General features: G+C 67.1%; 21 protein-coding genes. 12 read left to right on the top strand and 9 right to left on the bottom strand.

The window, feature by feature from the left end:
- Positions 1-84 precede the first annotated feature (84 nt).
- Both truD and P1K32_RS04740 read left to right on the top strand, forming a co-directional pair.
- Positions 85-1446 (top strand): tRNA pseudouridine(13) synthase TruD, encoded by a 1362-nt coding sequence (gene truD, locus P1K32_RS04745; RefSeq protein ID WP_276251561.1) that lies wholly within the window; start codon positions 85-87, stop codon positions 1444-1446.
- Between the two features lie 328 nt (positions 1447-1774).
- Positions 1775-2506 (top strand): DUF2103 domain-containing protein, encoded by a 732-nt coding sequence (locus P1K32_RS04740; RefSeq protein WP_276251560.1) that lies wholly within the window; start codon positions 1775-1777, stop codon positions 2504-2506.
- Between the two features lies 1 nt (position 2507).
- On the opposite strand, the gene P1K32_RS04735 is transcribed toward P1K32_RS04740, so the two are convergent.
- The 3 genes from P1K32_RS04735 to P1K32_RS04725 all read right to left on the bottom strand — a co-directional run bounded on the left by P1K32_RS04735 (position 2508) and on the right by P1K32_RS04725 (position 3654).
- A complete protein-coding gene (locus P1K32_RS04735; protein WP_276251559.1) occupies positions 2508-2675 on the bottom strand; it encodes a hypothetical protein in 168 nt (55 codons plus the stop codon).
- Between the two features lie 51 nt (positions 2676-2726).
- On the bottom strand, positions 2727-3368 hold the full coding sequence (locus P1K32_RS04730; protein WP_276251558.1) for a hypothetical protein: 642 nt from the start codon (positions 3366-3368) through the stop codon (positions 2727-2729).
- 61 nt (positions 3369-3429) lie between these two features.
- Positions 3430-3654 carry a hypothetical protein gene (locus P1K32_RS04725; RefSeq protein ID WP_276251557.1) on the bottom strand — a complete coding sequence of 75 codons (225 nt, stop codon included), beginning with the start codon at positions 3652-3654 and terminating at the stop codon, positions 3430-3432.
- 81 nt (positions 3655-3735) lie between these two features.
- Between P1K32_RS04725 and P1K32_RS04720 the strand changes: the two genes are divergently transcribed.
- From P1K32_RS04720 to P1K32_RS04690, 7 genes are all read left to right on the top strand, one after another.
- Positions 3736-4047 carry a 50S ribosomal protein L37ae gene (locus P1K32_RS04720; protein ID WP_276252166.1) on the top strand — a complete coding sequence of 104 codons (312 nt, stop codon included), beginning with the start codon at positions 3736-3738 and terminating at the stop codon, positions 4045-4047.
- Between the two features lie 23 nt (positions 4048-4070).
- Positions 4071-4205, top strand: coding sequence for a DNA-directed RNA polymerase subunit P (locus tag P1K32_RS04715; RefSeq protein ID WP_166968497.1), 135 nt, complete (start codon positions 4071-4073; stop codon positions 4203-4205).
- Positions 4202-4462, top strand: coding sequence for a KEOPS complex subunit Pcc1 (locus P1K32_RS04710; RefSeq protein WP_379690843.1), 261 nt, complete (start codon positions 4202-4204; stop codon positions 4460-4462). The genes P1K32_RS04715 and P1K32_RS04710 overlap by 4 nt, the downstream gene beginning before the upstream one ends.
- Before the next feature lie 134 nt (positions 4463-4596).
- A complete protein-coding gene (locus tag P1K32_RS04705; protein WP_276251556.1) occupies positions 4597-8097 on the top strand; it encodes a PAS domain S-box protein in 3501 nt (1166 codons plus the stop codon).
- Positions 8098-8193: 96 nt separating this feature from the next.
- On the top strand, positions 8194-8598 hold the full coding sequence (locus tag P1K32_RS04700) for a DUF7344 domain-containing protein (protein ID WP_276251555.1): 405 nt from the start codon (positions 8194-8196) through the stop codon (positions 8596-8598).
- A gap of 42 nt (positions 8599-8640) precedes the next feature.
- The gene (locus P1K32_RS04695) at positions 8641-9396 is read left to right on the top strand and encodes an aldo/keto reductase (protein WP_276251554.1); all 756 of its coding nucleotides are present in this window, start codon (positions 8641-8643) and stop codon (positions 9394-9396) included.
- 84 nt (positions 9397-9480) lie between these two features.
- A complete protein-coding gene (locus P1K32_RS04690) occupies positions 9481-10320 on the top strand; it encodes a bacteriorhodopsin (protein WP_276251553.1) in 840 nt (279 codons plus the stop codon).
- 413 nt (positions 10321-10733) lie between these two features.
- Here P1K32_RS04690 and aspS read toward each other — a convergent pair whose 3' ends face one another.
- The 3 genes from aspS to P1K32_RS04670 form a co-directional block, all read right to left on the bottom strand.
- Positions 10734-12038, bottom strand: coding sequence for an aspartate--tRNA(Asn) ligase (gene aspS, locus P1K32_RS04685; RefSeq protein ID WP_276251552.1), 1305 nt, complete (start codon positions 12036-12038; stop codon positions 10734-10736).
- A 311-nt stretch (positions 12039-12349) separates the two neighbouring features.
- Positions 12350-12682, bottom strand: a complete 333-nt coding sequence (locus P1K32_RS17765; RefSeq protein ID WP_379690839.1) for a hypothetical protein — start codon at positions 12680-12682, stop codon at positions 12350-12352.
- A gap of 21 nt (positions 12683-12703) precedes the next feature.
- Complete coding sequence (locus P1K32_RS04670; protein ID WP_276251550.1) at positions 12704-13423, bottom strand: phosphoglycerol geranylgeranyltransferase; 720 nt, start codon at positions 13421-13423, stop codon at positions 12704-12706.
- Between the two features lie 150 nt (positions 13424-13573).
- Between P1K32_RS04670 and P1K32_RS04665 the strand changes: the two genes are divergently transcribed.
- Positions 13574-14290 carry a DUF547 domain-containing protein gene (locus P1K32_RS04665; RefSeq protein ID WP_276251549.1) on the top strand — a complete coding sequence of 239 codons (717 nt, stop codon included), beginning with the start codon at positions 13574-13576 and terminating at the stop codon, positions 14288-14290.
- Positions 14291-14317: 27 nt separating this feature from the next.
- Here P1K32_RS04665 and P1K32_RS04660 read toward each other — a convergent pair whose 3' ends face one another.
- Both P1K32_RS04660 and P1K32_RS04655 read right to left on the bottom strand, forming a co-directional pair.
- Positions 14318-14659: a DUF7344 domain-containing protein gene (locus P1K32_RS04660; RefSeq protein ID WP_276251548.1), complete on the bottom strand. Its 342-nt coding sequence runs from the start codon at positions 14657-14659 to the stop codon at positions 14318-14320.
- A gap of 284 nt (positions 14660-14943) precedes the next feature.
- Positions 14944-17397: a GAF domain-containing protein gene (locus P1K32_RS04655; protein ID WP_276251547.1), complete on the bottom strand. Its 2454-nt coding sequence runs from the start codon at positions 17395-17397 to the stop codon at positions 14944-14946.
- Between the two features lie 85 nt (positions 17398-17482).
- Here P1K32_RS04655 and P1K32_RS04650 point away from each other — a divergent pair, with 85 nt between their 5' ends.
- A complete protein-coding gene (locus P1K32_RS04650) occupies positions 17483-17845 on the top strand; it encodes a Rieske (2Fe-2S) protein (protein WP_276251546.1) in 363 nt (120 codons plus the stop codon).
- A gap of 258 nt (positions 17846-18103) precedes the next feature.
- The gene (locus tag P1K32_RS04645; protein ID WP_276251545.1) at positions 18104-18307 is read left to right on the top strand and encodes a hypothetical protein; all 204 of its coding nucleotides are present in this window, start codon (positions 18104-18106) and stop codon (positions 18305-18307) included.
- Here P1K32_RS04645 and P1K32_RS04640 read toward each other — a convergent pair.
- On the bottom strand, positions 18304-20787 hold the full coding sequence (locus P1K32_RS04640; protein ID WP_276251544.1) for a DNA topoisomerase I: 2484 nt from the start codon (positions 20785-20787) through the stop codon (positions 18304-18306). The genes P1K32_RS04645 and P1K32_RS04640 overlap by 4 nt on opposite strands.
- Positions 20788-20875: the final 88 nt, after the last annotated feature.

Raw genomic sequence — 20875 nt, 5'->3', positions numbered from 1 at the left:
CATCTGGCGCAACGTCGTACGCAGGACAGCTCCGGACAGAGAGCGAACGCCAACGCTAAATCCGACCCGACGAACACTCCTCCAATGCGCGAGGCCCACCCCATCGAGCGCGTGGTCGGCATGAGCTACTACGTCAGCGACGCCGACGGCGTGGGCGGCCACCTGCGGGCGAGCCCCGAGGACTTCCGGGTCACCGAGCTGGAGTCGTTCGACACCGCGCCGGTCGACGCCGACACGGGCGGGTACCCCCATCTCGTCTTCCGGGCACAACTCCACAACTGGGACACCAACGATTTCGCCAGCGCCCTCTCTGACAAACTCGGTATCTCCCGTGAACGGGTCTCCTGGGCCGGGACGAAGGACAAGCGGGCGGTCACCCGCCAGCTGTTCTCGGTGAAAGGTATCGACCCCGACGACCTGCCGGAACTAGACGGGGCAGCTGTCGACGTCGTCGGGCGCGCGGGCCGCCCCATCCTCTTTGGCGACCTCGCCGGCAACGCCTTCGAAATCGCCGTTCGGGACTGCGAGGCGCCCGAGAACGCCGCATCGGTCCTCTCGGACCTGCGGGACTTCGCCGGCGAGGAAGTCGGCGCTGGCCCATCGCTCCCGGACGAGCCGGTCACCGCCGCCGTCCCGAACTACTTCGGCCAGCAGCGCTTCGGGTCGCGCCGGCCGGTCACCCACGAGGTCGGTCTGGCCATCGTCCGCGAGGACTGGAAAGAGGCCGTCCTTGCCTACGTGGGCAACCCACACGAGCGCGAGCCCGAGGCCACGCAGACGGCCCGCGCGTACGTCGACGAGACCGAAGACTGGCAGGGCGCCCTGGAGCGGCTCCCGCGGGCGCTCGGTTACGAGCGGTCGATGTGTCACACGCTGGTGGAAAACGGGGCCGACAGCGCCGAGGACTTCCGCGAGGCTGTCGAGACGCTCCCGAGCAATCTCCAGACGCTCTTTGTCAACGCCGCTCAGTCGTACGTCTTCAACCAGATTCTCTCCGAACGACTGTCGCGGGGCCTGCCTTTCGAACGACCGGTCGAGGGCGACGTGGTGTGTTTCAAAGATAACGAGGCACCCGCCGACCTCCCACTACCCGACACCGACCGCATCCAGCGGGTCTCCGGAAAGCGGCTGCGGACCGTCGAGCGCCACTGCGAGCGCGGGCGCGCGTTCGTCACTGCCCCACTGGTCGGCACCGAGACCGAACTGGCCGACGGCGAGCCGGGCGAGATAGAGCGCGCGGTGCTCGACGACGTGGGGCTTGAACCCGGCGATTTCGCGCTCCCCGGCGAGTTCGACAGCTCGGGGACGCGACGGGCGGTGCAGGTCCGGACGGAACTTGCCGTCGAGCGAGACGGCGACGACCTGACCTTCGACTTTGCTCTGCCCAAGGGGAGCTACGCGACGGTGCTGCTCCGGGAGTTCCGCAAGAACGACCCTGCTGCGTAAGTTGTACCATCAGCTGGAAACCGCACAGCTACTGTCCCTGAGAGCCAGAAAGCCCCCGAGCTATGGACTCCCGCGGCTCGTTGTGCTCCTCGGCCTTCGGCCTGCGGTGCTTACTTCGCCGGGGTTCGTCCATAGCTCGGCCCCTTTCAGCCCCACCCATGCCGGCTGACCAACCGGCTACGGGTGGGGCTTTCTGGCTGTTGGCAATGACGGTCACTCGAACTGCGAGCGGGGCTTTCTGGCTGTTCGTCTTTTTCCTGAAGTAGTCCACTGTACTCACAACTAGGAACCGCCTCGCTTATCCGCGCCAGCCTCCCTATCAATCGGTATGGACTGCCGGCAGTGTGCGAGCGAACTCGACCGCCCGGGCGATTACTGCCTGGTCTGTCGCACTGCCAACGCCGATGCCGTTGTCCTCGAACTGGAGCGCGACCGGGCGACGGTCACCTGTCTGCTGGACGGCGAGGTGGTCGGCGCACGGACGGTGACGACGACGCCCGAAGGGTCGGGAAGCGACCAGAACGCGGTCGTCGAGCTGCGGAACTTCGCCGGCCTCGTCGCCGACGAAGTGCAACGGAAACGGCCCGAGGAGGTGTACGTCACCGGCGACCGGGCGGTCATCGGCGCGGTCAGGGGCCAGCTCCACCACGAGTTCTTCCGGGTGGAGGGCGAGGACCCCGTCCAGCGGGTCATCGACCGGCAGGGCGAGCCGGCGCTGGAAGTCGTGGACGCCCCGCCCGAGTCGAAGCTGGGCGGGAGCCACTCGACGCTCATCGGCGGCCGGGCGGGCCAGCGGGTCATCTACACCGTCGCCGGCCATCCACACGTGAAGAAGGTAATTCCGGGGCCTATCGACGCCGGCGGGGCGTCCTCCCCGACGGGCGTGCGGGCGAAGGCGACACGGGCCGACGCCAACGGGAACGTCCGGGTGCTCATCCGGGACGGCTCCAGCGTCCAGGAGAACCGCGTCGTGACGACGGCGGGCGACCGGGAACTCGGTGAACACGTCCGGGCGGATCTCAACGAGGCGCTGGTCGAGGCCGAGTTGCAGGACGAGTGAGCTAGACCGTTCGCGGCGCGTCTTCCAGCCGTCGGAACGTCAAGAACGCGAGGACTGCCGTCAGGACTGAGAACACGGCCTGGAGTGCCCGCCCGTTGTAGAGCCAGTAGCCACCGAGCAGGAGCGAGAGGACCGAGACGGCCAGCATCGCAATCTGGCTGTGGCGCATCCGTCCCGAGCGTAGACCGCCCCGTGGCAAATCCGTTTTGCTGGCTGTCGGTCAGACCGTCGTTCCCGCGGCGACGATGACGCCGACCACGAGTGCGAGAACCACGCCGCGAGTAACCGCCGACAGCTCCGTCGTCGCGTCGAGCACCAGCGGGACGGCGTGCAGCGCCGCCAGCAGGAGGAACGCGACCGGTACGACGGCGTCGAAGGCGACCGTGCCGAGACCGAGCACTGAAAGCGCGACGGCACCCGCAGCCAGATACCCCTGGCCGCGCCGACCGGCCCCCGCTCGCACGAGCAGCCCGCCGGTCCACAGGTAGCCCAGCGCGGCCGCCCCGACCCAGGCGGTCCAGAAGGCCAGGCGAGCGGGGACCACGCCGACCAGGCCACCGACGGTCAGCGCCATTGCAGTCCCGTTGACGAGGCCCCAGCCGAGCATCGCGTCGGAGAACCGTACCGCGTCGGGGCCGTGCAGCACGGTCAGACCCACGAAGCCGCCGACGAGGACGGCCCACAGCGCGGTCGCGAGCAGGGCGCTGTCGGGCACGGCGACCCACGAAAGCAGCTGCGTCCCGCCCCAGCCGAGCAGGCCGGCCGTCGCGCCGGCGAACAGGAACGTCGACTCGTCCAAGCGAGCGCTGGTGGCGGGTGCCACGCGCCGGAGCACTCCGCGAACGCCGTCGGTCACAGCCATCGGCGGCCGTTAGACCGGAACGGTCTTGTGGCTGTCTACAGGCTCCGGGGACCGAGGCAGTTCAGGCGAACTCGGCGGCCAGCAGGAGGACGCTGGGTGCGACCAGCAACACCAGGCCGGCGAGTATGCACAGTGCCGGGAGCACCAGTAGCCCCATCTCGGTGAACAGCCACAGACCAAGCCCGGCGAGCAGCAGTACGAGCCCGACGAGGCGGAGCACCCACGTGGCGATACCTTCGAAGCCCGAGTCAGCGACGACGTCGACGACTTCCAGTACTTCGTCCATGGCGTCGTCGCGGGCGCTCGCCGGTGAGCCTGTTAATCGCTGTGGATGGCACCCCCGACAACGCCGTATCTCGAAGGGCTTATGTGGCCGCTGGGCCGACCAATGGGTACTATGGCTAGCAAGAGCGGGAAGACCGGCAGCTCCGGCCGATTCGGCGCTCGCTACGGTCGCGTCTCGCGGCGTCGCGTCGCGGAGATCGAGGCGGAGATGAACGAGGACCACACGTGCCCGAACTGCGGCGAGGACCAGGTCGACCGGCAGGGCACGGGTATCTGGCAGTGTAGCTACTGCGATTACAAGTACACCGGCGGGAGCTACAAGCCCGAGACCCCCGGCGGCAAGACAGTCCGTCGCTCCATCCGCGCCGCCCTCGCCGAAGACGACGAGGAATAAAGCTCGAACCCCATCTGTCAGCTATGAGCTACAAGTGTTCACGCTGTAAGCGCGACGTAACACTCGATGAGTACGGTGGCGTCCGCTGTCCGTACTGTGGTCACCGCGTGCTGCTGAAGGAGCGCTCGCCCGACGTCAAAGAAATCGACGTCAAGTGACGCCCAAGCGTACGGGCCCGCCCCACCGCACTGTTTTTACGCTGGACTATCCCGACGAGTCGGTGGCTCGCCGCGTCGAGCGGAGCCTCCGGCCCGAAATCGGCGACATCGAGGGGGACCGGACCACCGCCCGGCTGGCCCGCGAGGGTGCGACGGTCCGCGTGACCGTCGCGGCCGAGGACCTCGTCGGCCTGCGGGCGGGCTGTAACACGTGGCTGACACTCTCGTCGGTCGCCGAGGCGGCCGCTCAGGACTGATACGGATTCTTGTAGTCTCGTACCGGTCACGGCGTTTACCGGGACACAGCTACCAGAATCCGTATTGATACTCACCGGTACGCTATAGTTCGTCGGCTCTGTCCGTACTGCTATCAACGAGCTGTCGCTGTAGTATGACGAACGAATCCACCAGTCGCGAACTGATAGTCGGCGGCGCGGACACGCCCGCACCGAGCGGCGCCGTCGAGGTACTGTACGTCGACGCGGAGGCGGCGGTCCGCGAGCGGACAAGGGCTGCGATGGCAGACCAGCGGTCCGACCTCTCCGTCGCGAGTGTCGGCACCGTCGAGGCCGCTATCGAGGTGGCAACGGCGACGCCGCCGACCTGTCTGGTCGTGGATCCGGTCGGATTGGCCGACGTCGGCCCGCTGCTCGATGTCGTCGACGCACCGGTCATCGTCTACACGGAGCGAGACCCGACGGAGCTTGCGGACCCGCTCGCGGGCGCGATGCGGACGGTCGTCGAGAAGGGGTCGAGTGAGCGTGGCAGCTTCCTCGCCGAGAAGGTCGTCAGCACGGTCGATACGCCGACTGCACGCAGCGAGTACGCGCTGCAGCAGGCCCTGGCCGGCGTGAGCCGGCAGGCCGAGACCGGCCAGGCGGTGTTCCTCGTCGAGGACGGCGATATCGTCTGGTCCAGTATCTCGCTGGTCGCGCTGGTCGGGACCAGCGACCTGCCGCCGACCGACGATATCTACGAGCAGCTGGCCGCCCTCTGTGACGATTCGAGCGGCGTGACCACCGTCGAGCAGTTCCGCTCGGACCCGCCGGAGCCGGCGACTATCCGGACCGGGGCGGCGGCCAACAAGCGCCATCTCCTCTTGCAGCGGTATCCCTTGCCCGACGGAGCGGGGGCGACGTCGCTCGTCCTAGTCAGAGACGTCACCGAGACGGCCGGGCGGGACGCCCGGCTCTCGATGCTGGAACTGCTGACCGAGCGGGCACAGGACGGGCTCTACACGCTCGACGAACGGGGCGTCATCGACTTCTGTAACGAGTCGTTCGCGAAGAACCTGGGCTACGAGCCGGCGGAACTGCGGGGTGAACACGCCGAGCGGACGCTGGCACCCGGCGAACTGGAGAAGGGTCAGCGGACCATCGCGGAGCTGCTCTCTTCCGAGTCGGACAGCACCACGGTCGACCTGACCTTCCAGCGCAAGGACGGCACCGAACGCGAGATATCCATCCACTACACGCTGTTGTACGACCAGGACGGCGGCTACAGCGGCCTGATGGGTGTCACTCGCGACATCACCGAGCGAATCGAGCGCGAGCGGGAACTGGAGCGTCGCAAGGAGCTGTTCGACGGTATCGTCGACCACTTCCCCAACGGCGCCGTCTTCCTCTTCGACGACGACCTGCGGTACACGATGGCGGGCGGCGACGAACTGGAACGGGTGGGGCTCGACCAGTCGGACGTGCTCGGCCAGACGCCGTCTGCGGTGTTCCCGCCGGAGAACGCCGACCGGCTCGAACAGGCCCACCGGGACGCCCTGGTCGGCGAGGGGAGCTCCTTCCACGCCACCGTCTCCGGCCGACACTACGAGATCCAGACGATTCCGATACGGGACAGCGACGGGACGGTCGTCTCCGGGATGGCACTCGCTCAGAACGTCACCGAACGGGTACAGCGAGAACGCGAGCTCGAACAGTCGAACACGCTGCTGTCGACGCTTTTCGATGCGCTCCCGGTGGGGATCCTCGTCGAGGACAGCGACCGGGAGGTCCTCGCGGTCAACCAGCGCTTTGTCGACCTGTTCGATATCCCCCAGTCGCCTGCGGACCTCGTCGGCACGTACTGTCCCGACAACGCCGAGGCCGTCGCCGAGGCCGTCGCCGACCAGGAGGCGTTTCTGTCGGCGCTGGAGCGGTTGCCGGACCGGCGCGAACGCCGGCTCAACGAGCAACTCGAACTGGTCGACGGGCGCGTCTTCCAGCGCAGCTATCTCCCGGTCGACCTCCCCACCGGACCGGCGAACATCTGGCTCTACCGGGACATCACCGACCGCACCGAACGCCAGCGGGAACTCGAACAGACGACCGAGCGGCTCGAACTCGCGCTCGAGGGGGCCAAACTGGGCGTCTGGGACTGGAACGTCGAGACCGGCGACGTCACCTTCGACGAGCGCTGGGCCGGGATGCTCGGTTACGACGCCGCCGAGCTCGACCACCGACTCGAGACCTGGGAGGAACTGGTCCATCCCGACGATTTCGACCGGGTCTGGAACGCTATCGATTCGCATTTCCAGGGCGAGACCGACATCTATCAGTGCGAACACCGGTTGCGGACCAGGGACGGTGACTACCGGTGGATACGCGACGTCGGGCGCGTCGTCAAGCGCGGCGAGGACGGCGAGCCCCTGCGCGCCGTCGGTATCCACCAGGACGTCACCGAGCGCAAGGAGCGCCAGCGCGAACTCGAATCACAGCGCGACGAACTGGCGACGCTCGCGCAGGTCCACGGCCTCATCCACGACGTCATCGGCGCGCTGGGGTCGGCGGCGACCCGGTCCGCCATCGAGGAGACGGTGTGTGACCGCCTCGTCGAGTCCGACCTCTACCAGTTCGCGTGCATCGGCGAGCGAGAGGGAGCGAGCACGCAGCTCCGTCGCAAGACCGTTGCCGGAGAGGACGACAGTTACATCGACATCGTCTCGGAGCGCTCCGACGCCGGCGACGAAAACCCCGGCACGGACGCGATTCGAACCGGTGAGCCCCAGGTCGTCCACGACATCGAGACCGACGAGCGGGTCGCGTCGTGGCGGGACGCGGCGCTCGCTCGGGAGTTCCGGTCGGCGCTCGTGGTCCCGCTGCGTCACGACGAGGCCATCCACGGCGTTCTCGCCGTCTACGCCAACCGTCCCGAGGCGTTCAGCCAGCGCGCCGTCGAGGCCTTCACCGTGCTGGGCGAGATGGTCGGCTTTGCCTACACGGCCGTCCAGAACCGACAGCTCCTGGCCCACGACCGCGTCGTCGAGATGGAGTTCCAGTCGACGTCGCCGGAGGCGTACCCACTGGGCGTAGCCGCGAAACACGACTGCGTTCTTCGGGGCTCTGGGAGCGTCGACCTCGGTGACGAGGTGCTTGCGTACATAACTGTCGAGGACGCACCGCCGGAGACTGTGTTACCGGATTTCCTCGACCACGACCGTGTTCCGGACGGACGGGTCATCCGCGCCGACGGGGACAGCGGTGTCATCGAACTCAGGGCGCCTGTGTCCTATCAGTCCGCGCTCCTCGATGTCGGCGTCAGGCCCGTCGACCTCGTCGCGGACGGCGAGGTCCTCACCATCACCGTCGAGGCCCCGCTCGACGCCGAGCCGCGGACGATACTCGATACGCTATCGGAGCACGCACCCGGGTTCGAGCTGGTCGTCAAGCAGGCCCGGGACCGCCAGCCGACGGACGAGGGCGACAGTCTCTCTCTCAGCGACGAACTGACCGACCGGCAACGGGAGGTACTCCGCTCTGCCTATCTCGCGGGCTACTACGAGTGGCCCCGGGATACGACCGCCGAGCAACTGGCTGAGACGCTCGACATTGCCTCGTCGACGTTACACCAGCATCTCCGACGGGCCGAGCGCAACCTGTTGGACAGGTTACTTGATATGTGAGGGTCACGTTACCTAGAAGATTCGGACGTTCAGCAGCTACCTAGCTGTCTAGGTTGTCAGTTGATGCCCCCGCCGGTTCTTGGTACAATACGCGAAATGAGCGACCAGCAAAAGGGTCCGCGCGGTGAGCAGTGGCGGGGGATGACTCCACGGGACCGGGGTCTCAGGACACCGATGATAGACGACGTGTTCGCGGCGCTGTCTGACTGGCGACGGCGCGCCGTCTGTCGGTACCTCGTGACCTGCGACGACACAGGGGTCGACGTCGACACACTGGCGACTGCTGTGGCCAGAAGGGCCCAGGCGAGCGGGGTGGCAGACGCGGAGGCCACCGTCGAGGCCGTCGAGCAGGCCCTGGTCGAGACCCACCTGCCCGAACTAGACCGTCTCGGCCTGCTCGACTTCGACGAACGGAGCCGCGCCGTCCACTACTGGGGCCACGCCACCGTCGAGAAGTGGGCCGAACACGCCGACGCCGTCACCAAGCGCGACGAGTTCTAACACGACCGACAGTCGTAGGTCCCCGTCGGCCCTCCACCACGCATGGACCTTGCGCCGGTCGGTCTCGGCACGATGGGCGTCGACGACCCGAGCGTCGTCGCCGCCGCCCTCGATGTCGGGTACCGCCACGTCGACACCGCCCAGATATACGACAACGAAGCCGTCGTTGGGGACGGGCTCGCCGCCGGCGACCGCGAGGACTGCGTCGTCGCGACTAAACTCTGGACCGACAGCCTCGCCGCCGACGCGGTGCGTGCCGGCACCGAACGGAGCCTCGACCGCCTCGGACTCGACCGCCTGGACCTGCTGTACGTCCACCGGCCTCGCGGCGACTACGACCCCGCGACGACGCTGCCCGCGCTCGAACGGGTCCGGGCGTCTGGACTCGCCGACGGTATCGGCCTCTCGAACTTCACGCTCGAGCAGCTCCGGACGGCCAGTGACTCCCTCGACGACATCGCCGCCCATCAGGTGGAGTTCCACCCCTTCTTCCGGGACGAGGCGCTGCTCGACCACGCACAGCGCGAGGACTACCCGCTGGTCGCGTACTCGCCGCTCGCCGGCGGACTGGTGTTCGAGGACCCCACTATCCAGGCTATCGCCCGGCGGCACGGGACGACGCCCGCCGCCGTCGCCATCGCCTGGGTCACGAGCTACGACACCGTCGTGACCATCCCGAAAGCCTCCTCGCGGGCGCATCTCGAAGCGAACCTCGGGGCTGCCCGGCTGAAACTGGCGCCGGAGGATATCGACGCCATCGAGGCCATCGACCGGGAAGTTGAGCTGTTCCCGGAGTGAGTCGGTTCCGAACCGGAAAATCGACAGCCGTACCTATTGGGTTGGGGTAGGCGACTATAAGTACTCGATGTCTATAACCGGTGTATGTCAGCTTCAGCAACGGCAACGGCAGCACTGCTCCAGGCCACGCAGGCGGAGGCCGTAGAGGCCATCCAGAACGACGTGTTACTGTCGTCGTCTCTCTGGGTGAACATCGCCCTCGCCGGCTTCTCGGCGCTGTTGTTCGTGTACATGGGCAGGAACGTGACCGACCCCCGGGCGAAGTTCATCTTCGCGGCGACGCTGATGATTCCGCTGGTCTCCATCTCGAGTTACACTGGGCTCCTCTCGGGGCTGACAGTCGGATTCATCGAGATGCCGGCCGGCCACGCGCTGGCCGGCGAAGAAGTGATGAGCCAGTGGGGCCGCTATCTGACCTGGGCGCTGTCGACGCCGATGATACTGCTGGCGCTCGGTCTCCTGGCGAAGGTCGACACCCCTAGTCTCTTTACCGTCATCGTCGCCGACATCGGGATGTGTATCACCGGCCTCGCGGCCGCGCTCGTCACCTCGTCCTATGCCCTCCGATGGTTCTTCTATGTCATCAGCTGTGCGTTCTTCATCGTGGTGCTGTACGCCATCCTCGTCGAGTGGCCCAAATCAGCCGCCGCGGCCGACACCGACGAGATATTCGGCACCCTCCGGGCACTGACTGTCGTGCTGTGGCTGGGCTACCCGATAATCTGGGCGCTTGGCGTCGAGGGGCTCGCGCTCGTCCAGAGCGTCGGCCTCACCTCCTGGGGCTACTCGGCGCTCGACATCGGTGCGAAGTACGTCTTCGCGTTCTTGCTCCTGCGCTGGGTCGCGGCCAACGAGGGCGTCGTCTCCGAGTCGGGCACGACGGCGGGCCCGGAGACGGGCGGTGCCGCACCGGTCGACGACTGACCGACTCTTGCCGATTTTCACCGCGCTGACCCGGTCCGGGTGAGGCGACGACCTGTCCGGTAGCGAGACGATAGGACTGTTCGAGACAGAGCGACGCTACGGAGAGAGTCGCTGGCGCCCTCAAACCGCTGCGAGACAGAGCGACGCTACGGAGAGAGTCGCTGGCGACCTCAAACCGCTGCGAGACAGAGCGACGCTACGGAGAGAGCCGCTGGCGGTCCTGCGAGACTCGCTGCTCACGGCTTCGCCGCCACGGCTCCCTGCGGTCGCCGTCGTCGAGCGGCACCGCCGCCCGACTGCTTGAGGGACCGGAGGTCCCTCTCCGTTCGCAATCCGGGGTCGCTCCCTGCGGTCGCGCCCTCGCTATGGGCTCAGACGTTGGCGATCTCGAGCCGCTGCGAGATCGGGCGACTCTACGGAGAGAGTCGCTGGCGATCTCGCGGGAACAGAACAGCTTCTCGGATGTTCTCCAGCCCGAGCATCGTCATGACGAGGCGTTCGCCACCGAGGCCCCACCCGGCGTGGGGCGGCATACCGTACTTGAACATCTTGGTGTAGTACTCGAACGCTTCGGGGTCCAGGCCCTGCTGTTCGAAGCCGGCGACGAGGTGGTCGTAGCGGTGCTCACGCTGGCCGCCCGAGACCAGTTCCATCGACGGGTGCATCATGTCGAAGCCGGTCGATATCTCCTCGTCGTCGTCGTGGTCTTTGATGTAGAACGGCTTGATCTCGCTTGGCCAGTCGGTGATGAAGTAGTGCTCGCCGACTTCCTGGCCCAGCACGTGTTCGGCCTCCGTCGAGAGGTCGTCGCCCCAGACCAGCGGCTCGTCCAGCTCGCCCGTGGCGTTGATCTCGTCTATGGCCTCCTGGTAGGTCAGCCGCGGGAACTCCCCCTCGGGAGCCTCGAATTCGTCTTCGAGCCCGAGCGCTTCCAGCTCGTCGGCGCAGTTCTGTGCGACGCCCTCGTAGGCGGCCTTGACCACGTGTTCGCAGGCGTCCATCGCCTCGGTGTGGTCGTAGAAGGCCGACTCGAAGTCGATGCTGGTGGCCTCGTTGAGGTGGCGGGGCGTGTTGTGCTCCTCGGCGCGGAAGATCGGGCCGATCTCGAACACTCGCTCCAGCCCGGAGCCGACCATCAGCTGTTTGAACAGCTGCGGGCTCTGGTTCATGAACGCTTCCCGGCCGAAGTACGTGATGGGGAACAGCTCGGTGCCGCCCTCGGTCCCCGTGGCGACGATTTTGGGCGTGTTTATCTCCGTACTACCCAGCTCGCGGAAGGCCTCGCGCACGGAGCGCAGCACCTCGGCGCGAATCTCGAAGATGGCCTTAACCTCCTCTTTGCGGAGGTCAAGCGTGCGGTTGTCCAGCCGGGTCGGCAGCTCGGCGTCGACCTTGCCGGAGGGGTCGAGCGGCAGTTCCGGGTCGGCCTCGGAGATGACGTCGACTGACTCGGGCGTGACCTCGACGCCGGTCGGCGCGCGCGGCTCCTCTTCGACCTCGCCCGTGACCGAGATGACGGACTCGCGCTGGACGCCGAGGCCGGTCTCGACCAGCTCGTCGTCCATCTCGTCTTTCTCGAATTTGACCTGGATCTTTCCGGTGGTGTCCCGGAGGATGAGGAAGGCGATACCACCGAGGTCGCGAATCTCGTGGACCCAGCCGGCGACGGTGACGTGGTCGCCCGGCTCGGCGTCTGCGGTGTAGGTACGGTCGTCCATGGAAGCAGCTATTGATGGGTGGGACTTAAGGACAGTCTTTCGGAGCGGGGTCGCGACGCCAAGAGCGACCCCGAGGCGACGCGGTGGCCGCAGGGAGCCGCGGAGCGCGAGAGTTCGAGCGAAGTGAGAACCCTCGGAAAGCGAGCGGGGAGCGAAGCGACAGTCGAGCGGCGAGCCAACTCGTTAGTGCGAACGGGGGACGGAGTGGGTCAAGCGGGGCGGGCGGTAACGAGCCCAGCGAGTCACGTCTCGAAGCGCTAGCCGTACGCGACGACGGCCGCGTCACACGCCGGGCTGTGGCACACTGCCGCTTACTCTGTGTACGCTCTCGACCGCCAGTGTGCCCAGCCCGCGAGTGCCAGCGTCGCGACGATGTAGCCGCCCCACAGCAGGCCACGCTCGGGCGCGGAAACTAGCGGGTCGAGCAGGCCGACGAGAATCGTTACGACGCCGACAGCAACTGTCACCGTTCCCACCAGCGCCGTCAGCCCCGCGGTGTCGGTGACCGTCTCCCCGCGGGCGCCGGCGACCAGCGAGAGGTCCTGACTACGATGAATGTGAACCCCGAATCCGACTAGCGAGAGACCTATCACGGCCATGCCCGCGAGGAAAACGGTCGATTCGGTCGTGGCCGACTGGATCATCGGAGATAGCGATAGACTCGGCTACTCGGTCGGTTTCGCCGCTTTCGCGTCCTGTGCGCCCTCGACGGTCTCGCGGACCGCCTCGACGCCTTCGTCGTGGACCAGGTCGCCGACGACGACGGTGTCTGCGTGTTCGGCCATCGTGCGGGCGGAGTCGTAGTCGTGGATGCCGCCGCCGTAGAAGAGGGTGGCCTCGTCGAGGATATCGGCCGCCGCGGCGACCTTTTCGGTGTCGCCCAGCATGCCCGAGTACTCGACGTAGATAATCTCCTGGCCGAGCAGGTGTTCGGCGGCCTCGGCGTAGGCGGCCACTTCGTCGGCGTCGAGGTCGCAGTTGGCCTGCGTGTAGGTGGCGACGGCGGCGTCGGGGTTCATCACGATGTAGGCCTCCGTGAAGGTGCGCGACCAGTCTATCTCGTCGTCGATGCGTATCCACTCCTTGTGAGCGCCGGTAATCCAGGTGACGTCGCCGGCGTTCATCACGACGGGGATGAGATAGCCGTCGTGACGGTCGCTGTGGACGACCGACGCGGGGTTCGAGGGCTCGATGTAGACGGGGATATCGTGTTTGCCACAGGCGTCGACGACCCGTTTCATCTTCTCTTCGGTCATCCCGGTGGTGCCGCCGACCTCGATAGCGTCGGTCCCGGTCGCCGCCACGTCCTCGTATGTCTCGTCGGCGTACAGCGTCTTGTCGGGGTCGATTTTGGTGATGTGGTCCCAGTCCGCCCAGTCGCTCATACGGATGGGACGTTCGTCTGTCGGCATAACGGCTTCGGATGGGCGAAACAGGAGCGTCGGCCCAGGACACCATCGGCGAGACTGCGAGCGCTGGCAGGGTCCGAACACACTCGCGGAAGCCTTTTTCGCCCCGCGGCCGTCCGACGTGCCATGGAACCGACCGGCGAGTACGCGGGGGCCAGGCCGACGGAACTGGCCGCGGAGCTGCTGGTGGCGTTGCGGACCGACGGCGAGCCCGAGCCGTTACTGTCGGCGTTGGCTGACTGTTCGGAGGACGCCCTCGCGCCCGTCCGCGAGGACCACGAGACCGGGCTCGCGTTCTGGCTGAACTGCTACAACGCGGGGACGACGCGCCTGCTCGCCGAGCGGCCCGAACTGTACGACGCTCGCTGGCGCTTCTTCCGCGCACCGGCGCTTTCCGTCGCCGGCCACCCGCTCGGGCTGGACGCCATCGAGCACGGCATCCTGCGGGGCTCGCGTTCGAAGTACGGGCTGGGGTATCTGCCCCGGCTGCTCCCCGACAGCTTCGAACACCGCTACAGGCTCGCCGCCGTGGACCCGCGCATCCACTTCGCGCTGCACTGCGGCGCGGCGAGCTGTCCAGCGGTTCGCGCCTACGAGCCGGCCGTCGTCGACGCCCAGCTCGACACTTCGACCCGGTCGTATCTCGACGCCACCGTCGAGTACGACCACGACGCGGATGTGGTCACCGTCCCGCGGGTCTTCCACTGGTTCCCGGGCGATTTCGGCGGCCGGTCCGGGATTCGGGCGTTCCTCCGCCGGTACGACCAGCTGCCCGAGGCGTCCGTCGACGTCGAGTATCTCGACTGGGACTGGTCGCGCGAGACGCCGACGTTCGCCGACTGACGAGTGGCCCACTCGGTCGCGACTGGGCTAGAACACGTCACCGGAGAGTTTGTCGGCGTTCTCGACGAGACAATCGAGGAGTGGTCGGAGCTCGTCGAAGCGTGGTCCCCGCGCTATCTCGCCGGTGTCTCGGTCCCACTGGATGTACCCCTCGTCGGCCAGTTTCGGGAGATGGACGTGACACATATCTATCTCGAACGATTGCGACTCCGTCCCGGCTCGGCGGAGGTCCGTCAGGTGCAGGGGTGGTGACGGGCTCTCTGGCCCGGAATCGAACAGCGAGACCAGGACTCGGCGGCGCATACGGTCGGCGAGAGCGGTCAGGGCGGCGTCCATCGATGACCGGGTTCGTGTCTCCTGTCCGGTCATTGGTCCCCATACCCCCTGGTCGAGGCGGCCGCGTGCCGAACGCACCGCACCGGCGTGGCCCACTGGGTGACCGACGCGGGGGCACTCGTCCGCGTCACTCGCCGCCGACCGCGGCCTGCCTGCGGAGTGACCGGCGAGCGGGCGCCGCTGTCGGGTGTCGTGATATCGTCCATATATGAAACTGCACTGTCAGCATTGAAAGGGCCGTGTCTCAATACTGCGGTCCTCGACGGATTACAGTCGCACTATTGCGACTATCGGTCGAGACAGGCCACAGGTCAACCTTACGAATGGTGATCTGTCTGCGCTGCCCCGTTGGCCGGGTCGAAGACGGCCGCACAGAGCTGTCGCTGGGCACCTCGCAGGTGGTAATTGAACGTCGACTGCGCGATACCGAGCGCGTCCGCGAGCTCGGCACCGGTCTGGACGCGCGGCGACTCGAAGAACCCACAGCGGTACGCGAGCGCGAACACTTCCTGTTGCCGGGGGGTGAGCTGCTCGTGGAACGCTGTCTGCAGCCGCTGGGTGGTGTCGGGCGACCGCTCCCGGGTGCGGCGGGCGACCAGCTCCAGTTCTGGACCGGTGGTCGTGAGTCCGTCGAGGTACGCCCGGACAGCCACCGTCTCCGGAAGGGTGACGACGGCCGTCGCGACACCGGCGTCGATTGTCAGTGACCCAACGGTCGCGCTGTCGCGCTGCAATCGCGTGGCGAGCGAGTCGTCCGCTATCTCTGCTTTGCACAGCGTACCGTCCTCACTCGCCGCGAGGACCCTGAGCCTATCGACGGACAGGGACGACTCGGCGGCCGCCGTCAGCGCGCCCCGGGTCACGCCACTGACTGTGAACACGACCGTCGGTTCGGCCCCGCCGCCGACTACCATCCCGTCGGACTCGATGACGCATCCGGTCTCCCGTGAGAGACGGCACAGGGGCGTCTTTGCGTCCGTGACCCGGAGTGTGAGTTCGACGACACTCGCGCCCTGGCGGGTCGCGGTGACCTCTACAGCGTGAATCGCGTGGGCGATGGTCCCGCCCAGCTCTGCGAGGACCGCCTCGTCGCGGTTTCCCCGGTGGGGTGTCGCTGCGTAGACGACCAGCACGCCAAAGACGGACCTCTCGTAGACCAGCGGGATACAGTGACAGGAGCGTGCACCGCGTTCGAGGGCCGCCTCCCGCCACGGTGTGGCCCGCACATCGGTCGCGATATCACCGACCGTCTGCATCTCGTCCGACTGGACGGCCGTCACGAACGGGTCCGCCGCGGGGGTTCCGGACCCGAGTCTGTCGTCCGCGGTCGGATCGGTGGTGGCGGTGAGCGACTCGATGGCACTGCTGTCGACCCCGGCCCAGGCCCGTGGGGTCACCGCTTCGGCCTCCAGGTCGTAGCCACCGACCCAGGCGAACTGGTACCGTTCGGACTCGGCCAGGCGCTCACAGACCGTCTCGTCGATCGCCGAGACGGTGTCGGCTTCCACGAGCGACTGATCGATTCGCCTGATGAGGGTGTTCAGTTCGTCGAGCTCCTGGAGTTCCCGATTCCGGCGCTGCAGGGCCGCTTCACCCGCTGCGCGGTCCCACGCTGTCTCGATGGTCGCTGCGAGCGTCTCGACGAGGTCCAGCGTCCCGCTGTCGAACCGACCTGGCTCGGTCGAGGCCGCCTCGAGGACGCCGTGGCGGCCCAGCGGGACCACGAGACGGCTCCGTATCGGCTCGGCCGCCGGCTCACTGGGGACCGCCCCGGGGGCGTCGAGTTCGCTCTCGACGGTCGGCTCCCCGCTGACGAACGTCGCCCAGGCGCACTCGCTGCGCTGGTCCGACGGCCGCTCCGGGGTCGTGCGCCCGGGGTCGGTCTCGCTGTCGACTGCCCGGAGTTCCCCCTCGTCGTAGCGCCACAGCGTCGTCGACGTACAGTCGACGACCGCCCGGGCGAGTTCGGCGACGCGCTCTCGCAGTGTGGCCACGTCGGCGTCGTTGAACGCCTGGCTCGCGTCTGTGAGCCGCCGGAGGACACCGTTCGTTTCGGCCAGTTCGCGCTCGGCACGGGCCCGCTCGACGGCCGCCCAGGTCGACTCGACCGTCTCCCTGGTCAGCTCGACGGCGGTGTCGCTCCACTCGCGAGGGGTCGTCTGGTGGAGCGTGAACAGGCCGACGAGACGCCCGGATTTCAGCAACGGCACGGTGAGATACGCGCAGATGTCGACGTCCAGATAGGCCGCTTCCTGCTCGTCGGACTGGCCCTCGATGGCCGTCACGTCGTCGACGACCAGTGGCTCCCCTCGCCGGAGTCTGTCCCTGACGTCGCCCCCGAAGTCCGAGAATCGGTGTTTGGTCTGGACCTCTGTGAGCCCCTCGCGGGCATACCCGTCCCGGACCTGGAGTGTCTCGTCGTCGGGAAACACCTCGAGGTACAGCGCCCGGTCGACGTCGAGCCGTTCGGCGAGGGCCTGTCCGGCCGCGCGCTGGATCTCCTCCGGGTCGGTCAGCGGCCGAAGCGTCTCGGCGAGCTCGGCGCGGAACGTGTCCACGCTCTCCTCGTCGTCCCGCGTGCGCCACCACAGCCGACTGCGCTCGTCGACGGCCCTGGTCTCCAGTACGCCCGCATCGACGAGGGCGTCGAGGCTGTCCTCGAGTGCCTCGTCCGAACAGTCGACCATCCCGGCGAGTTCGCCCGTCGTCACCGGGCCGAGTCCGGCGAGTGCGCCGAGGATGTCCTCGTTCGAACAGGCGAGGTCGCTCATACCACCAACATGTAAGCGGGGAATAAAAACACCCGGCCCGGGTGCGGTGGCGTACGTTTTAGGCGCTCCTGGCACTCTCTCGACTATGCACCAGTTGACGACTGTCAAGGCGGTCCACGAGGACGGCTCGTACCTGTTTACCGCCAAGGACCCCTATGGGGACCCGGAGGAGGTAATCGTGGTGCCCTGTGAGGACGGCGTCGAGGCGTGGGTCAACCGCTGCACCCACGAGGACCAGCGCTTCGACACTGGACAGGGCGTGCCGATGCGCGACGGCGAGATAATCTGCCCGCGCCACGGCTCGCTGTTCGACGCCTGCCCGGGTGACTGTGACAACGGCGAGGCCGCCGGGACGACGATGCCGGATAGCAACATCGCCGAGCGCCGCGAGACCGTCTTTCTCATCGACGACGGCGGGCCGAGTTCGACGTCGAATCTGCAGTTATGAGGTGATAAATCGATTCTGCGGGCGTTTTGCAACGGTCCTCGCCTGCACTATCCACTGCTGTATGATTGTGCATAAATGCGGCCAAAATTTTCACTTCTCATCGCAATTGTGTAGCAAAAACGGTGGAGAAAAAGACTTTAGGTGACACGCGTCCAAGTAACAGGTAGAAAGTGGCTGGGACCTAAACTCCGTTCCCGTCGGCAGTGGGTCGACAGCGGCGCCGAGTGTGGGTGACCTGTCCGACCAAAGGTACAGCAAATGGCTAGACACGATTACGACCTCCCGGCAGACTACGAGAAGCGGATCGCAGAGGGCACGATGAGCGACTGGTACACGCAGGAACGCGCCAAACGACAGGCCCTGCAACAGGACACGAACTTCGAGCGGGAGTTCGTGGGCCTGCGCGACAGCTTAGAGCGGCTGGTCGCGGCCGCCAGCGAGACAGTGAAGATAGAGCGCTAGGCCTCGAGTTCGGTCTGCCAGTCTCGGACCTGGCTCGCGCTGACGCCCTGGACCTCGGCGGCGACGACGTCGGCGTCTGCCTCCTGAAGTGCCTCCAGCGAGTCCACGCCGGCCGCTTCGAGCTTCTCGGCGGTCGCCCCGCCGATACCACTCAAGTCCTCTAGCTCCTCGACGGCGTTTCTGGCGCGGTACTCCTCGAAGTTGCAGATGGGACAGCCAAGCTCCCAGGGGTCGTCGCTGTCGGGGTCGACGACGAGTTCGGGGAGGTCGTGGTCCTCGCAGAACTCGTCGGTGACCTCGATGTCGCCGTTGCGGGGCAGGGGCAGCGAGTACTCACAGTCCGGGTAGCGCGTACAGCCCACGAGCCGGGAGCCAGAGCGGAGGTGCTTGATGGCGAGTTCGCCGCCGTCCGACTCGTGACAGTCCGGGCAGGGTCCGATGACCTCGTCGTCGCTCTCGTCGGCCTTCTCGGCCTCGCAGCGGGGACAGCCGTGGACGAAGGTGTCCCGGCCCGCGAGCATCTTCACGTGGTGCATCTCGTGGTCCTCGCACGCCTCGTCCAGCACGAGTGGCTCGCCGGTGGAAGGCAGCGGGAGCGTGTTCCGACACTCGGGGAACCCGTCACAGCCGACGAAATACGAGCCCTGGCGAGAGCGGCGCACGAGCATCGCCTCGCCACACTCGGGACACGGCCCGAGCGTCTTGTCGGCTTTCAGGGAATCCTGGAGGTGTTCGCCGATCTGCTCGCGGGAGTCGGCGAGTTCGTCGAACACCTTCTGGAGCATCTCGCGGGACTCGTCGGTCACCTCGTCGAGGGTGGCCTCGCCGTTGGCGATGCGAGTCATGTCTTCCTCCAGTTGGGCGGTCATGTCGTCGCTGACGACGCGGTCGGCGAACTCCTCGGCGGCCTCGACGACGGCCATCGCCAGCGTCGTCGGGCGGGGCGGGTCGCCCTCGATGTAGCCCCGGTCGTACAGCTTCTCGATGCTATTGTGTCGCGTGCTCTTTGTTCCTAACCCACGCGACTCCATGGTCTCGATGAGTCGGGACTGCCCGTACCGGCGGGGCGGCTGGGTCTGTTTGTCTTCGAGGGTGACGTCGCTCATCGCCAGTGCCTCGCCCTCCTCGACGTCGGGGACGTGGTTCTCGCTGGCGCTGGAGTACGGATAGACCGCGTGGTAGCCGGGCTCGACCAGGCGCTTGCCGTTTGCCTTCAGCGAGCGACCGGCGGCCTCGGCGACGACGCGCAGGCGCTCCCAGGTGGCGGCCTCGGCGACCGTCGCGAAAAAGCGCCGGACCACGAGCTCGTAGACCTCCCACTCGTCCTCGGAGAGTTCGGACTTGGGCGGTATCTCGCCGGTCGGGTGGATGGGCGGGTGGTCGGTGGTCTCCTCGTCGCCCTCGGTGGCGACGATGTCGTCCTGTTCGAGCAGCGACTGGGCGTCCTCGCCGAAGTCCGGCGAGCTGACGAAGGCGTCCAGCAGTTCGTCCTCTTCCAGGTCTTCGGGGTAGACCGTGTTGTCAGTGCGCGGATAGGTCATGTACCCCGCGGTGTAGAGCTCCTCGGCGATGGACATCGCCCGCTGGGCGGAGTAGCCGAGCGAACTGGCCGCCGAGATGAACGCGGTCGTGTTAAAGGGCGTCGGCGGGCTGTCGGTTCGGGTGCGCCGGCGGACGCTCGTGACCGTCGCGGCGTCGGCCCCGCTGAGGTCGGCGTAGGCCGTGTCGGCGGCGTCCTCGTCCCAGACGCGCTCGGCCTCGCTCCCGTCGTCGTCGTAGAAGTACTGGGCCTCGAAGGCCACCTCGTCCTTGGTGAGGTCGGCGAATATCTCCCAGTAGTCCTCCGGGTCGAAGGCCTGGATTTCGCGCTCGCGGTCGACGATGAGCTTCAGCGTCGGCGACTGGACCCGGCCCACGGAGATGAAGTCGTCGCCCAGTTGCCGCGCCGAGAGGGAGAGAAAGCGGGTGAGGGCGGCGCCCCATACGAGGTCGATAATCTGGCGGGCCTCGCCCGCGGCCGCGAGGTCGAAGTCGATGTCGTCGGGCTCGGCGAAGGCCTCGCGGACCTCGCGTTCGGTGATAGAGGAGAAGCGAACGCGGGAGACGGGCACGTCGGTCACCTCGCGGATGAGCTCGTAGGCCTCCTTGCCGATGAGTTCGCCCTCGCGGTCGTAGTCAGTCGCGATGACGGCGGACTCGGCTTTCCGTGCGAGTTGCTTGAGCGTCGTGACGATGTTCTCCTGGGTGGGCTCTTTCGTGACCTCGGCGTCGATGAGTTCGACCGGCTCGACGTCGCGCCAGTCGTTGTACTCGGGCGGGAAGTCGACCCCGACGACGTGGCCCGACAGCCCCACCACTCGCTTTGTCCCCCACCGGTAGACGTTCACCCCGTTGCGCCGCTCGGCCTCCGCGCTCCCCTCTGAGAGAATCTCGGCGATACGGCGGGCGGCGTTGTCCTTCTCCGTGATTATCAGCTCCATCGGACACCACCTGTCGTGCTCATTAGGGGTCGCTACGCTCGGAGTCGTTCTAAAGACTTTCGGGGAATCGGCCTACAGCGCGGGTACG

The organism is Haloarcula rara, from assembly GCF_029338235.1.
GTDB lineage: Archaea > Halobacteriota > Halobacteria > Halobacteriales > Haloarculaceae > Haloarcula > Haloarcula rara.
The sequence above is the reverse complement of the archived record's forward strand: the minus strand, read 5'-3'. Positions and strand labels throughout refer to the sequence as shown.

Bases quoted from the DNA above. Each gene is read 5' to 3' on its own strand.
- truD (WP_276251561.1), top strand. From the start codon at position 85: ATGCGCGAGGCCCACCCCATCGAGCGCGTGGTCGGCATGAGCTACTAC.
- P1K32_RS04740 (WP_276251560.1), top strand. From the start codon at position 1,775: ATGGACTGCCGGCAGTGTGCGAGCGAACTCGACCGCCCGGGCGATTAC.
- P1K32_RS04735 (WP_276251559.1), bottom strand. From the start codon at position 2,675: ATGCGCCACAGCCAGATTGCGATGCTGGCCGTCTCGGTCCTCTCGCTC.
- P1K32_RS04730 (WP_276251558.1), bottom strand. From the start codon at position 3,368: ATGGCTGTGACCGACGGCGTTCGCGGAGTGCTCCGGCGCGTGGCACCC.
- P1K32_RS04725 (WP_276251557.1), bottom strand. From the start codon at position 3,654: ATGGACGAAGTACTGGAAGTCGTCGACGTCGTCGCTGACTCGGGCTTC.
- P1K32_RS04720 (WP_276252166.1), top strand. From the start codon at position 3,736: ATGTGGCCGCTGGGCCGACCAATGGGTACTATGGCTAGCAAGAGCGGG.
- P1K32_RS04715 (WP_166968497.1), top strand. From the start codon at position 4,071: ATGAGCTACAAGTGTTCACGCTGTAAGCGCGACGTAACACTCGATGAG.
- P1K32_RS04705 (WP_276251556.1), top strand. From the start codon at position 4,597: ATGACGAACGAATCCACCAGTCGCGAACTGATAGTCGGCGGCGCGGAC.
- P1K32_RS04700 (WP_276251555.1), top strand. From the start codon at position 8,194: ATGAGCGACCAGCAAAAGGGTCCGCGCGGTGAGCAGTGGCGGGGGATG.
- P1K32_RS04695 (WP_276251554.1), top strand. From the start codon at position 8,641: ATGGACCTTGCGCCGGTCGGTCTCGGCACGATGGGCGTCGACGACCCG.
- P1K32_RS04690 (WP_276251553.1), top strand. From the start codon at position 9,481: ATGTCAGCTTCAGCAACGGCAACGGCAGCACTGCTCCAGGCCACGCAG.
- aspS (WP_276251552.1), bottom strand. From the start codon at position 12,038: ATGGACGACCGTACCTACACCGCAGACGCCGAGCCGGGCGACCACGTC.
- P1K32_RS17765 (WP_379690839.1), bottom strand. From the start codon at position 12,682: ATGATCCAGTCGGCCACGACCGAATCGACCGTTTTCCTCGCGGGCATG.
- P1K32_RS04670 (WP_276251550.1), bottom strand. From the start codon at position 13,423: ATGAGCGACTGGGCGGACTGGGACCACATCACCAAAATCGACCCCGAC.
- P1K32_RS04665 (WP_276251549.1), top strand. From the start codon at position 13,574: ATGGAACCGACCGGCGAGTACGCGGGGGCCAGGCCGACGGAACTGGCC.
- P1K32_RS04660 (WP_276251548.1), bottom strand. From the start codon at position 14,659: ATGACCGGACAGGAGACACGAACCCGGTCATCGATGGACGCCGCCCTG.
- P1K32_RS04655 (WP_276251547.1), bottom strand. From the start codon at position 17,397: ATGAGCGACCTCGCCTGTTCGAACGAGGACATCCTCGGCGCACTCGCC.
- P1K32_RS04650 (WP_276251546.1), top strand. From the start codon at position 17,483: ATGCACCAGTTGACGACTGTCAAGGCGGTCCACGAGGACGGCTCGTAC.
- P1K32_RS04645 (WP_276251545.1), top strand. From the start codon at position 18,104: ATGGCTAGACACGATTACGACCTCCCGGCAGACTACGAGAAGCGGATC.
- P1K32_RS04640 (WP_276251544.1), bottom strand. From the start codon at position 20,787: ATGGAGCTGATAATCACGGAGAAGGACAACGCCGCCCGCCGTATCGCC.